Origin of the sequence: Acetobacterium fimetarium (assembly GCF_014284475.1) — a bacterium.
GTDB classification, from domain to species: Bacteria; Bacillota; Clostridia; order Eubacteriales; family Eubacteriaceae; genus Acetobacterium; species Acetobacterium fimetarium.
In genome coordinates this window covers 1-12,657 of the sequence record NZ_WJBC01000001.1, presented here as the reverse complement: position 1 = coordinate 12,657, position 12,657 = coordinate 1, and the positions used below count along the sequence as shown (strand labels likewise).

General features: G+C 44.7%; 15 protein-coding genes and 1 pseudogene. 12 read left to right on the top strand and 4 right to left on the bottom strand.

Annotated elements, in window-relative coordinates; genetic code table 11:
• Positions 1-128: 128 nt before the first annotated feature.
• Positions 129-1,043, bottom strand: a complete 915-nt coding sequence (locus GH808_RS00075) for a LysR family transcriptional regulator (RefSeq protein ID WP_186840763.1) — start codon at positions 1,041-1,043, stop codon at positions 129-131.
• Between the two features lie 289 nt (positions 1,044-1,332).
• Here GH808_RS00075 and GH808_RS00070 point away from each other — a divergent pair, with 289 nt between their 5' ends.
• The 9 genes and pseudogenes from GH808_RS00070 (at position 1,333) to GH808_RS00035 (ending at position 8,375) form a co-directional block, all read left to right on the top strand.
• A complete protein-coding gene (locus GH808_RS00070) occupies positions 1,333-2,841 on the top strand; it encodes an IMP dehydrogenase (RefSeq protein WP_186840762.1) in 1,509 nt (502 codons plus the stop codon).
• Between the two features lie 208 nt (positions 2,842-3,049).
• Positions 3,050-3,640 (top strand): LOG family protein, encoded by a 591-nt coding sequence (locus GH808_RS00065; RefSeq protein ID WP_186840761.1) that lies wholly within the window; start codon positions 3,050-3,052, stop codon positions 3,638-3,640.
• A gap of 160 nt (positions 3,641-3,800) precedes the next feature.
• The gene (locus GH808_RS00060) at positions 3,801-4,439 is read left to right on the top strand and encodes a cobalamin B12-binding domain-containing protein (RefSeq protein WP_186840760.1); all 639 of its coding nucleotides are present in this window, start codon (positions 3,801-3,803) and stop codon (positions 4,437-4,439) included.
• Between the two features lie 11 nt (positions 4,440-4,450).
• Positions 4,451-4,708, top strand: coding sequence for a GntR family transcriptional regulator (locus tag GH808_RS00055; RefSeq protein WP_186840759.1), 258 nt, complete (start codon positions 4,451-4,453; stop codon positions 4,706-4,708).
• Entirely contained in the window at positions 4,702-5,157 is a 456-nt protein-coding gene (locus GH808_RS00050; RefSeq protein ID WP_279289647.1) for a UTRA domain-containing protein, read from the top strand. The genes GH808_RS00055 and GH808_RS00050 overlap by 7 nt, the downstream gene beginning before the upstream one ends.
• 94 nt (positions 5,158-5,251) lie before the next feature.
• Positions 5,252-5,377, top strand: coding sequence for a hypothetical protein (locus GH808_RS15490; RefSeq protein WP_279289651.1), 126 nt, complete (start codon positions 5,252-5,254; stop codon positions 5,375-5,377).
• A 36-nt stretch (positions 5,378-5,413) separates the two neighbouring features.
• Positions 5,414-5,680 (top strand): annotated as a pseudogene (locus GH808_RS00045) (uroporphyrinogen decarboxylase family protein); the annotation flags it as partial.
• Positions 5,681-5,829: 149 nt separating this feature from the next.
• A complete protein-coding gene (locus GH808_RS00040) occupies positions 5,830-6,129 on the top strand; it encodes a uroporphyrinogen decarboxylase/cobalamine-independent methonine synthase family protein (RefSeq protein WP_186840757.1) in 300 nt (99 codons plus the stop codon).
• A gap of 107 nt (positions 6,130-6,236) precedes the next feature.
• Positions 6,237-8,375, top strand: a complete 2,139-nt coding sequence (locus GH808_RS00035) for a clostripain-related cysteine peptidase (protein ID WP_186840756.1) — start codon at positions 6,237-6,239, stop codon at positions 8,373-8,375.
• Between the two features lie 137 nt (positions 8,376-8,512).
• Here the strand turns inward: GH808_RS00035 and GH808_RS00030 are convergent, their stop codons facing one another.
• Entirely contained in the window at positions 8,513-9,055 is a 543-nt protein-coding gene (locus GH808_RS00030) for a hypothetical protein (RefSeq protein WP_186840755.1), read from the bottom strand.
• Positions 9,056-9,166: 111 nt separating this feature from the next.
• The gene (locus GH808_RS00025; protein WP_186840754.1) at positions 9,167-10,072 is read right to left on the bottom strand and encodes a type II CAAX endopeptidase family protein; all 906 of its coding nucleotides are present in this window, start codon (positions 10,070-10,072) and stop codon (positions 9,167-9,169) included.
• A gap of 270 nt (positions 10,073-10,342) precedes the next feature.
• Between GH808_RS00025 and GH808_RS00020 the strand changes: the two genes are divergently transcribed.
• The 3 genes from GH808_RS00020 to GH808_RS00010 all read left to right on the top strand — a co-directional run bounded on the left by GH808_RS00020 (position 10,343) and on the right by GH808_RS00010 (position 11,628).
• Complete coding sequence (locus GH808_RS00020; RefSeq protein WP_186840753.1) at positions 10,343-11,089, top strand: thymidylate synthase; 747 nt, start codon at positions 10,343-10,345, stop codon at positions 11,087-11,089.
• Positions 11,090-11,314: 225 nt separating this feature from the next.
• Entirely contained in the window at positions 11,315-11,482 is a 168-nt protein-coding gene (locus GH808_RS00015) for a hypothetical protein (RefSeq protein WP_186840752.1), read from the top strand.
• Entirely contained in the window at positions 11,476-11,628 is a 153-nt protein-coding gene (locus GH808_RS00010) for a hypothetical protein (RefSeq protein ID WP_186840751.1), read from the top strand. The genes GH808_RS00015 and GH808_RS00010 overlap by 7 nt, the downstream gene beginning before the upstream one ends.
• 40 nt (positions 11,629-11,668) lie before the next feature.
• Here GH808_RS00010 and GH808_RS00005 read toward each other — a convergent pair whose 3' ends face one another.
• Complete coding sequence (locus GH808_RS00005) at positions 11,669-12,502, bottom strand: hypothetical protein (RefSeq protein ID WP_186840750.1); 834 nt, start codon at positions 12,500-12,502, stop codon at positions 11,669-11,671.
• Between the last annotated feature and the right edge of the window lie 155 nt (positions 12,503-12,657).

Genomic DNA, 12,657 nt, shown 5'->3' with positions numbered 1-12,657 from the left:
GCCTAAAGTCACTTTCAGTCAAAAAAATAAGTACTTATGTCATCAGCCTGATTGGAAATGACCATAAGCACTTATTCTGAATTTTCATGAATGGTTAATCGGAACAACTATCCGGCCCTGGACCGGAGCTAGTATAAATCGTAGAATTTTCGAATCAGAACATCCAGCAGAAAGGCAATCTTTTTATAATTTGCTTTAGGGTAGAAGGCGTACAGATTTCTGATTGCATCCTCATCGTTCAATTTGACCAGGGATCGCTGCAGCCGTATTTTCTTGTCCTTCTTCATCGCGAGGAAAAAAGATGAAGCGAGGTACGGGTATTCGGTGCTGTATTTCATTTCTTCCATTTCCACACCGGCAACTTCCAGAAAATTGCCGGTGATGCCGCGTTCTTTCTCCATCTGTTCGATCCACAGATTCTGATAGTTTATTTCACGCGATTTGATCAGCTGAATGTTGTTGGAGACGAGCTCCTCGAAATAAATCGATTTCCATTTAGCCAGTTTATGCTCCGGTGGAACGACCAGGAACATTCTTTCCTGAACCAGAAACATGGGATAATAGCCGATGCTTCTGAATTTGTCAACCTTATCCTGGGCTTCTTCCTTTGTATAGGAACAGATAACCAGATCGGCATGATGGGTTGCCATCTCTTCCGGATCAATATCAAAAGCCCGGTTACATCTGATTTTTATGGATGGAAAATTTGAAAGCATGTAAAAAGAAATGAAGTCAAGAAACGGCTGATAGCTTGAATAGACGTTCAGGGAAACGTAGCTCAGATCCTTGATCTTCTTCAGTTCGCCATCGATGGAATTGATTTTTGAGAATACTTCACTGGTGATCTCGGATAATTTTTCACCATATTCCGTGAGTTCCAATTTTTTTCCCTGTTTAAAAAAAAGTGTGTAGCCCAATTCGATTTCGAGATTTCGCAATCCCCGTTTTACTGTCGGCTGATCCACATAGAGTTTTTCAGCTGTGGTTTTTATATTTCCACATTCTACCATTGTTTTAAAAAACAACAAATTGTTTAGCGTCATGAAGCTCCTCCGAAATTTCTGCTATGACAGACGGTTTATTTTTATAATTCTAAGAATCGTATTAAAATAGTTCATTCAAAACAGGCGATACGATGTTTCTTTTTATCACATAGCAGTATTTTATCACACTGAAAAACATTGACAAGCCCTTGTTAAATAATTACCTGATAATGTATAAAAATTATACAAATATCATAAAACGGCAGCACTAAAAGACTTGACAGTGAACGATTAGTTCGTTATCATATATAGTTAATCAGTTTATCCATTAAGAAAAAGGAGGAAGATCATGGCCGTATACATTAGTGAGCCGTCTCATACATTTGGAGAGTATTTACTCATACCCGGTTATTCATCAACTGACTGCATTCCCGACAACGTCAGTTTAAAAACGCCGTTGGTGAAATTCAAAAGAGGTGAACAGCCAGCGATATCGCTGAACATTCCGACAGTCTCAGCGATTATGCAGTCCGTATCCGATGACACGATGGCGATTGCATTAGCAAAAGAAGGTGGACTTTCTTTTATCTACGGATCACAGCCGATCGAAAACCAGGCAAAAATGGTGGCACGGGTTAAATCCTACCGGGCCGGTTTTGTTGTGAGCGATTCGAACATTTCACCCGAAGGAACACTCGAAGAGATTCTCGTACTGAAGAAAAAAACAGGACATTCTACGGTCGCCGTCACTTCCGACGGAACTGAAGCCGGCAAGCTTGTGGGTATTGTGACCAGCAGGGATTATCGCGTCAGCCGAATGGATTTGAAAACAAAAGTCAAGGAATTCATGACACCATTTGAAAATCTGGTCTGCGCACCAGACAATACGACACTCAAAGAAGCCAACGATATCATCTGGGAACACAAGTTGAACTGCCTCCCGTTGATTGACAGCAGCCAAAGGCTTGTCTACATGGTCTTTCGAAAAGATTATGATTCCCATAAAGAAAACGAAAATGAACTGATCGATGCCTCCAAACGTTTTATGGTCGGTGCCGGCATCAATACGCGGGATTATGCCGAGCGGATACCGGCGCTGATCGATGCGGGTGCCGATGTCTTATGCATCGACAGTTCTGAAGGTTTTACAGAATGGCAGAAAATCGTCATTCAATATGTCCGTTTAAATTACGGCGACAAGGTGAAAATCGGGGCCGGAAACATTGTCGACAAAGAGGGATTCTTTTTCCTTGCCGAAGCCGGTGCGGATTTCATCAAAATCGGAATCGGCGGCGGTGCAATCTGCATCACGCGCGAACAGAAGGGCATCGGCAGGGGTCAGGCCACCGCAATCATTGAAGTCGCAAAAGCCAGGGATGATTATTTTAAAGAAACCGGCATTTATATTCCGCTCTGTTCGGACGGCGGCACGGTATACGATTATCATATGACGCTGGCACTGGCGATGGGTGCGGATTTCATCATGATGGGTCGTTACTTTGCCCGCTTTGATGAAAGCCCGACCAATAAAGTGAATATCAAGGGCAACTACATGAAGGAGTACTGGGGCGAAGGCAGCGAACGTGCCAAGAACTGGCAGCGGTACGATATGGGAGGCAGCAGCAAGCTTTCCTTTGAAGAAGGGGTTGATTCCTATGTCCCGTATGCCGGGAGTCTGAAAGACAATCTGAACCTCTCATTGAGCAAGATCCGATCGACCATGTGTAACTGCGGGGTTCTGACCATACCCAAACTGCACAAACATGCAAAAATCACCCTGATTTCGGAAACCAGTATTATTGAGGGCGGATCACATGATGTCATGCTGAAAGAAAGCAAACAGATTATCGGCAGCTGATTTAACGGCAGCATGATGTCGCGAATAATTTGATCGCCGATTTTCAGGTCGATCAAAATGATAAATAATTATGGGATGTCTCTTTTGTCTTGTCGAATTGCACATCATCTGATATAATTAAGTTTTCTAATATAACAAATAAAGCTTATGAGCTTTGTGATACAGATGAACTGATTGCAGTTCTGCACTGCCTTAGGAGGTCAGACTTATGAAAAAAATATGCGTTTACTCAGGTTCTAATATGGGGGTTCGTCCGGAATACAGTGAAATCACCAGACAATTAGGCGATGTGCTGGTGAAAAACAACATCGAATTGGTGTACGGCGGATCTAAAACAGGTTTAATGGGACAAATCGCCAATGAAATGCTGAAAAATAATGGACGGGTCACCGGCGTGATGCCCACCGGACTTTTTCCCGATGCGGTCATCAACGATCACCTGACCCAGCTGATTCGGGTGAAAGACATGCATGAAAGAAAAAGGACAATGGCCGATTTATCCGACGGCTTTATTGCTATTCCCGGAGGTGTCGGCACCTTTGAAGAGCTTTTTGAGGTCCTCAGCTGGGCACAACTCGGTATTCACAAAAAGCCGATTGGCGTGCTCAACATATCCAATTATTTTGATTCGTTCATCAATTTAGTGCAGAACATCGTTGCCGAGGGGTTCATGAATCCATCGAACACACAGCTGCTCCTGGTTTCACAGGAACCGAACGAGTTGATCAACGAGATGTTAAACTATGCGCCGCCCATTCTGGGAAATAAATGGCATGACCTCGACACCGTTTCAGCGTAAGCAGGAAAAAAAGAGTTCTTGAAAGACATTCTGATTTGAGCCAGAGCAGTTTTGCGGGTAGTATTGCCAAAAACTGTTCTGGCTCTTTTTCATCGATTGCTATTCATTATCAGATTTTTTTATGCTATACTAATACAAATTATAAAAACGAGGATTTAACATGGAAGAGCTACTTATTCAAGCAGTGAAAGACGTCAATGAAAAGGATATTCTCATGCTGGTCGACCAGGCTTTTGCCACCGGCTACACACCGGAGCAGATTATCGAAATACTGAAGCGAGGAATGGACTGTGTCGGAAAAGAATACGAAATCGGCAACTATTTTATTGCGGACTTGATGATGTCCGGCATTATTTTTAAAGAGATACTTTCGCAGGAACGCATGCAGCCCACTTCATCAAAGGATGATCAGAACGCTCAAGACACCATTCTGGTAGGAACAGTCAAGGGAGATCTCCACGACATTGGAAAAGGACTTTTTTCCGGAATGGCACTTTCATGCGGCTATCACATTGTCGATCTTGGTGTCGATGTTTCGCCGCAGGCCTTTGTCGATCAGATCAAAGAATTAAAGCCTCAAATCCTTGCTTTGAGCGGGGTTCTGCACACCGCAATCAAAAGCATGAAAGACACTGTGGATCTGATTGAGAAAAATGGATTGAGAGATCAGATCAAAATCATCGTTGGTGGAAATCCGCTGACGCTGGAAACATTTCATTTTATCGGGGCCGATGCCTACAGTCGCGACGCCGCTGAAGGTATCAAAATCATCCAGAACTGGATAAAAGAACAAGAATAGGGGAGAGAACAATGGCTGTGCCTGTTTATTTGAAAATAGCTGATGATATTCGCAAACAGATTACCTACGGGCTCCTCAACGCCAACGATCCGCTTTCTTCGGAAAAAGAACTCTGCTCCAAATACGGTGTCAGCCGAATGACGGTCAGAAAGGCGCTGGCCATTCTTGTCGATGAAAATCTGCTTTACTCCGTTCCGGGAAAGGGCTATTTTACAAAAAAATCAATCACGACAAATATTTGTTTGCTTTTGATGAACTGGCTATGCTAACCGGATCAAATAAAGAAAGTCAACTCATGGAAGTCGAAATTATCAGGCCGACAGCTGAACTGATTTACCAGCTGAGGGTATCGCCGGACAAGCGCATTGTCGTGATCAGGCACCTTATTTACAGTGACGGTGAGCTGGTTGCCTATGACACAAAATACATCCCGTATTTTACTGGAATCCCCATCGTAGAAAAGGAAATCAACTACATCACATTCCCGGAAATCATCGCCAGCCGGACGTCCATCTTCGATGTTCACCGAAATATATCGATCAGTATGGAGATGCCAACTGTTGAAATCGCAAAGCGCCTGCAGCTTCAAGCTGATGATCCGGTCATCGTCGTCAAGCAGCATATTCTAGATCAGGACAGGTCTCCCATTGGTTTCGGACAGTTGTATTGCCGCTACAACAAATGTCGCATCGAAGGCGTTTCTGTGATAGGTGAATAGATGAAACAGCAGATTTATCAACTCATTCAGGAAGACATCATCAAAAAAATCAAGAACAACACACTGAAAGCGGGAGACAAGCTTCCCACTGAAAATGTCGAAAATTGAAAATGTAAAGGGTTTGGTTGAAACTGGTAAATCAAAGAAGATTGCCGCCGCTGTACAGGAAGCACTGGACGCCGGCAGTGCCGCCGTTAAAGCCAAAGAAATAGTCGCTTGATTTAATCTGATCAAATAAAACATCTGAAAAATTTAGGGTGTGATGACAACCAACAATGTTCCAGAACTCATCAAACAATACGGTGGCAAGATGACATTTATGGGGGATATCGACAGCGGTAAAGTCGACCATCCAGCCTGGTCACGTGATGAAATCCGTAAATATACAGAAATTGCCTGTAAGGAATGCGGTAAGCTTTATTTTATCCCATGTTTAAGTCAAGGGTTGGGCATCAGCTCATTCCTGGGCGTTTATGAAGCTACCAGTGAAATTGTCGACGAACTCAGTAAAGAAATGTTTTAAAACCAAATCACATCTACAAACAATTAAACAGATCGCTCTGTTCCGCTGGAATCCGATGAGATTCCAGGGTTGAACAGAGCGATTTTTTATATCACTAAGGGATCGCATATGTTATAATTGAAACGCAAAATAATTTTAAGGGGTTCAATATGGATTCATCAATATCGGAACTTTATCAAGAGAAAATTCAGCGTTTCAATACTGCTTTTAAACGGGAAACACCGGATCGCGTGCCCATCATGTTCATGTCCGAAATGTGGCCGGTACACCACTGCGGGCTTTCTCCAAAAGAGGTGCTAAAAAAACCGATTCTGTTTTACAAAGCTTTTGAAAGGACTTTTTCCAAAATTTATCTCGACGGTTTGTATGGGCTGGGTAATCTCTGGATTGAACCAGTCTTTGAAGCGCTCCAAAACTCGGGAACCTACAAATCGATGAAGAAACGCTAGATGTCATTATTGACGAAATGATTTTTTCATTGCTTTTCTAAAAGAATCCACAAACCAGCAATTTTATAAGGTTCAACCCACTATCGTTTATAAACGGAGGATGTAAAATGAAAAGAAAACTACTGGCACTGATCCTGACATTGGGGATGATTCTATTGCTGTCTGCCTGCTCAGAAGAAGCTGACGGAGTCAGCAGCCATCGCAATACCGGTCTTGATACGTCCATCAAACGGAGTACGGATATGGCGGTGTCTTCCGATGGCACGCTGGCGATCAACCGCCTTTCAAGAGGAAAAACGCAGGCAATGGGTGCATCCGGTACCTGGACCATTTATGTATATATGTGCGGAACTGACCTTGAAAGCGACGGGGGCCTGGGGACAGCGGATCTGCAGGAAATGGTTGATGCGACGAAAACCGACCGACTGAAATTTATTGTTCAGACCGGTGGAACTGAAACCTGGAACAATGATATTGTCGATTCTTCCAGCACGGAACGTTTCGTGATTGAGAATCAGCAAATTGACAAAGTGGATGAGCTGAAAGAGGCCAACATGGGCAGCGCGGAGACGCTGGCAGATTTCCTCGACTGGGGAGTTCAGACCTATCCCGCTGAAAAAATGGGATTGGTATTCTGGAACCATGGCGGCGGAAGCATCACTGGCGTCTGCTTCGATGAAAAGAATGAATACGACAGCCTTTCACTTCTCGAAATCGAAAATGCCTTGACCACTGAATATTCGAAAATGACCGACTCCTTCGAGTTCATCGGCTTTGACGCCTGTCTTATGGGAACGGTTGAAACGGCAAACGTGATAGCCCCCCATGCCCGATACATGTACAGTTCCGAAGAGCTTGAACCCGGTTACGGATGGGACTATTCGGCCATCGCCAGTTCCATCGAGGCGAATCCCTCGATCACAGGCGGGGATCTGGGCGTTGTCGTTGTTGACTCCTTCTATAATGCCTGCGCCGCCATTGGCAGTGAAAGCGAAGCGACACTGTCATGCATCGATCTGTCCAAAATCGACGAGCTGGTTTATGCCTTCAATGATGTGGCGAAAAACATGTATAATGCTTCAGGCAATACGGATGTCCTTTCGGGAATCGCCAAAGGCATCACTGCTGCCGAGAATTTCGGGGGCAACAACAAGTCCGAAGGATACACCAATATGGTGGATCTCGGCTCCATCCTCAAAAACATTTCAGTCGATGTGCAAGGTACGGATAAAGCGTTGTCGGCACTGGATGACTGTGTGCTGTACATGAAAAACGGCAGCGACAAAGCTGATTCCAACGGGCTTTCCGTCTACTATCCGCTTTCGATTCAGGGCTCCGAGGAACTTTCCATCTTCAAGGACATCTGCGTCAGTCCCTATTACATGACCTTCGTGGATAAGATGGCCTATGCTGGTGAAAAAAATGGCGATTTGGCCAACTACAGTGACGCAAACTGGCTCGGGTCGGATTCCGCTTACTGGAGTGACGGCTATCAGGAAAACACCGAGAATTACTGGTCTGATATGGTGGTTCAAAGCGATCAGGAATACAACTTCAGTGAGAATGAAAGCGCTGTTTCCTTTTCACAGCAGCCCGCGCTCAATGCGAACGGCATGTATGGCTTTACCATATCCCAGGATACCCTGGATTATGCGGATGCGGTCTACTGCGATCTCTTCATGGACATCGGTGATGGGGAAAACCTGATTGAGCTGGGGCTGGACGATAACGTCACGGCAAACTGGGATAGCGGCCAATTTGAGGACAATTTCAACGGTTACTGGTTTGCGCTGCCCGATGGTCAACCGCTGGCGACCTACATTGTGGAACAGGGGAACAACTATAACATTTATACATCGCCGGTTATGGTCAACGATGTGGAAACTAACCTGAGAATCCGTCTGGACTTTCAGGCAGATGGCAACTATACGATCAGGATTATCGGCACATGGGACGGTATCGATCCGGAAACCGGTCAGTCTGCCAAGGAAATCACCAAGCTGAAGAAAGGTGATCTGATCACGCCGGAGTACTATTCCTACAATATGAAAACTGACGAGGAAGGCACCTATGTTGGTGAAAAATACACCTTCAACGATGACCCGATTATTTATGAGGAACTGCTGTCACCGGGGGATTACTACTACTCATTCCAGATTGACGACATTTTCGGAAGCTCACTCTATACCGATTTTGAGATCTTCGCACTGGATGCTAACGGTGATATCTATTTTTATGAAAACTAACTGATCCTAAAAAGTCTGCTTTTGTTTTCAGTATGCGGGAAGAGCTCAATCTTTGCCGATCGGAAGAAAAAGCCCCATGAAATTGATCCAGTTCAATTTCATGGGGCTTTCAATCAGCCTTGATTTTTGAGAAAAACTTATTTGAGACCATTCTGGGTTTTCATGGAGAGAATGCCATCCTGAAAACTTAGAATTACGTTCGCGCCTTCGTCACCGATTCCTTTGAACGAGTAGGTCTGAATCAGACAGATTTTATCGTCGAAGGTTTCCTCAAACTCGTAGGACAGGGTTCCGGAGCCGCCGATAATTGCGACGATTTGGTCATAAGTCATGCCGGGTTCGATCTTGCTGTATTCAGCAAGGGTTACCTCCGGGGTATTGGCGGCGGCAACGTTTTCTGTTTTCTGTTCCGACGCGGCTTTCTGTTCAGTTACTGCCTGTCTGGCCGCTGCCGCAGTCATCTGCGATCGCGTTGCTGAATTATTGAGGTAGCCGAACAACGTGACGATCCAGTATCCAAAAATGATGGTCAACAGGATTTTTACGGCCAGATTGAACCGTTTGTTCAACCACAATAATAAAAGTCCGACCGGTGGGAGAAGCACCAGGAAGCCTAAAACAAACCAGTAGCGCTGGTAAAATGCTACTTTCTTAATTTCTTCTTCTTCAGTTTGGTCCAAAATATACGCCTTCTTATTCTAGATTCATGTGATTGAGTTTGATTTCAATACATCCACAATTTTCATTATAGAACCTTTAGCGAATAAGTCAAGACCCCAGATTAGCTTTGTTTATTCGGTTTTGGCTGTAACCGTGTTCAGATTTAATGAATGCGGTTTAGCCTGTCGACCGACCAGAACAAAGCAGATGGTACCGATGACGATGAATCCAATACCGCCGATGATGCCCGTGGCCATCGGACCGATGAACGGGCTGACGTCGCCAATGGTGAAGAAAGCTGTGATACCGACAAATCCGTTAAGGGCGCCGTGGCCGATAGCTGCCGGCAGAACGCTTTTCGTCCGGATCACCAGATAGGAGAAAAAAGAACCGATGAACAGGCAGAAGGCGATCATGGCCAAAATGCCGCCCCAGGGATAAAAGGGATAGCCGGTTCCGTAATTATGCCCCATGGCAATGATGGGCGCATGCCACAAACCCCAGATCGCGCCCGAAATCACAATCGCGATTCGGTCGCTGTAATGCTCCCTGAGTTTTGGCAGGAGATAACCGCGCCAGCCGATTTCTTCACCCAGAGTGGTGATGATGTTCAGCACCGGGCTCAGCAGCATGCCGGCGGCAAACTGGGCGATGAAAATAGTCGTCATTGAAGATGCGGTGACGTCAATCCCCTGAGCCTGGTAGACTTGGGTGATACTGCTCATCGTCGGGTCGAAATGCGAGGGAAAAATCAGAAAGTACAGGGCAGCACCCGTAAGAATCAGCACGGACGGGCCAAACCATGCCATCAGATAAAATTTGATGTTCCCTTTGAAATGTGGTTTGAGTCCAAATTTTTTAAATCCTTCATGTGTGATGAGCCGCGTGATGACCACTGAAATTGCGGGAATGAGCATCACACCGCTCAAAATAAAAATAAGATAGGGATTGGAATAACCGCCGTTTGCCATAAGAATAAATTCCAGACTCCAGGTCAGGATGAATGTAGTTGCGAGAAAAATACCTAATCGTTTCATTGATTGCCTCCTTCAAATGGGTGTGTTTGTATTTGCAAAATCGTTTTTTCATCACCTCTGATAAGATTATACCGAGTTGTCAAAGCAATGGCAATGGACTGAAAGTTGATTTTAGTTGAATGAATCAACTAACGGGAAACTTCAGATAGTTGTTTTCCGTTCAAAATATGGTATCATTAGACAAAGCGCTTAAAGAAAGGAGTTTGGCAAATTGCATTATAAAGGCTGGCAGAGAATGCCGGGCCAGCGAATCGCCAGACATTATAAAGTATGATTACTTATATACATGAAAAAGAACTGCACCGGGGGATCGAGGAAGCAATGAAAGCTCTGAACCGGGCCGAGATCGTTACCGGAAAGAATCAGGACCGTGAAGACCATTTGAAAGAAATCCATCTTGTCATGGATATCGACAGTGTGCAGGAGGTGAAAATCACGATGGCCATGCCGGCCGGCCTGGAAACCCTGGTGGACTACGTGCTGGAGATCGTTGAAGGCACGAAGGACTTTGAGAAAGACATGTACGGGTATACCTATCACGATTTATTTGCCGAAAATATCGAATTCGTCATCCGCAAATTGAAGGAAGATCCGGGCACCCGTCAAGCGACCCTGCATGTTTCCAATCAGAAAGCGGCACGGTTGGCTGATCCGCCCTGTCTTCAACTGATCCACTATACTGTCAAAAACGGAAAACTCAACACCAATGTGGTATTCAGAAGCAACGACGGTGTCAAGGCGGTTGCCATGAACGTGTTTGCCTTGATCGAGCTGTCCCGTTACATCGCAAAGGAAGCCGGCATCAGTGAGCTTGGCTCCTACACGCACAACGCGCTGAGCTATCATGCCTACAGCCGTGACTGGAAGGCACTTGAAGGCTATTGCCGGATGTTTGATCAGAAGGATTGCACCATCGCCTATGATGATTACCTGGAGGTCTACGAAGAGTATGCGGATGAAAGCAGGCAAAAGTGCAGGGAATTGAAACAAATCCAGGCCCAGAAAGGCCGAATCTGATTCGCGTTATGAACAAAGAAAAGGGTTGCTGAAAAAGTCTTAGTGTTTCCTTAAATATCAACTTATTTGCTGTCATTTCAGACGATCTTAAGCTTTTTTTCGTATCATCATTTCAAGGAAACAAATAATCCTCCCTTTATTTTCATTCCGGATAAAAAACAGCGGATCATCGATCATCCGTTGTTTTTTTATGTTTTTTATCATATAATTCAATCAGGGGTGAGCATGATGAAAAAATATCCAGTTACGGTAAAGACAATCAAATATAAAGAGTATGAGATACCGGCGGTAGTGACGGTGGACCGGAAATCTTATTTTATCAGTGAGGTGAAGAAGGAAAAGCATCACTTTGTTTTTCTGGCGGGGGAGTCGGAACGAAGTATACCGTGGTAATCAACAAGAAGGAGAAATACATCTTTCAGGACAAGCATACTCAGGAATGGCATATCTACCATGAGGCGGGAAACGAACCGAAGTATATGCTTGAGGAAAATCATCATGCGGAGATCACGCTTTCGGATCTCGATGACGACAACTAAAAAAGGACCTATTTTAAGGCCCTTTTTTAGTTACTGCTTTTCAGTGAGCAGGTGTTCCCTGCGAATGATCATGAGAATGACCATGTGCATGGGTGTGACTGCACGTGTGACGGTGAATGGTGGATGCGCTCGGGTCACGTGTCTGCTTTGATTTATTGGTCATAAAATCGCTGTAGGCGTTACTGATGGCATCGTAGTTTCTGAAAATACTCGAATCAAAAATATTGATATGAACCTGCGCAAGCAGCTCATCAACTGGGTATTTCTTGATGTAGTCCGGCATGGTTGGCTCAACATTTGAGTAATAGCTGACGGCAAGGCAGCGGCCGTAGTATTCGGCAAGAGCCGACATATTTTCCGGAAGATGCTGGTTCAGCAGTTTTTCGTAATCCGGCACCATGAAGCTCAAATAGGAATAAATCACGGACTTTCTGTCGGCACTCGTCAGATTGTAAAACAGGCTGAAACTTTTAAAACCGGCCCGGGCTTCCATCAGAAACTTCAGACAGTCGTCGTCCGGACAGCTTTCTTCTCTCATGTTGGCGATGCCGTATTTTTCCCGGCACTCGGCATAATCGAGAATACGCGCGTATTCATAAGCGATTATCTGGCAGTAGACATTGTCTTCTTTAAACAAATCTTCATGAAGCAGAATATAGAACTGGCTGTCATGCTCATCCGGCAGTACCAACAGGTGTTTTGCATGCTGCAGGATTTCTTCTGATGCTGCCACTTTCTTTTTTTCATTTTCTGTGTTGCACAATTTAAGTCTTTCTGAAAAGATATTGTCGGTTATGATGGCTTCGTAGGAGCATTTCTTTTCGACCAGAAAAACTTGATCATATGCTTGGATCATATCTTCAATAACGGACATGTGATTCCTCCTCTTATTCACTTTAATGTGAATGTCGCTGATTGTTAGTATAACCTTTTAACAACTTTCTGTAAATAGTCATAAGCTTAAATAAAGAAAGAACCCATGGCCAGGCCATGAGTTCTCTATAGTGGCTACCAGCTGCCGCCGCCGCC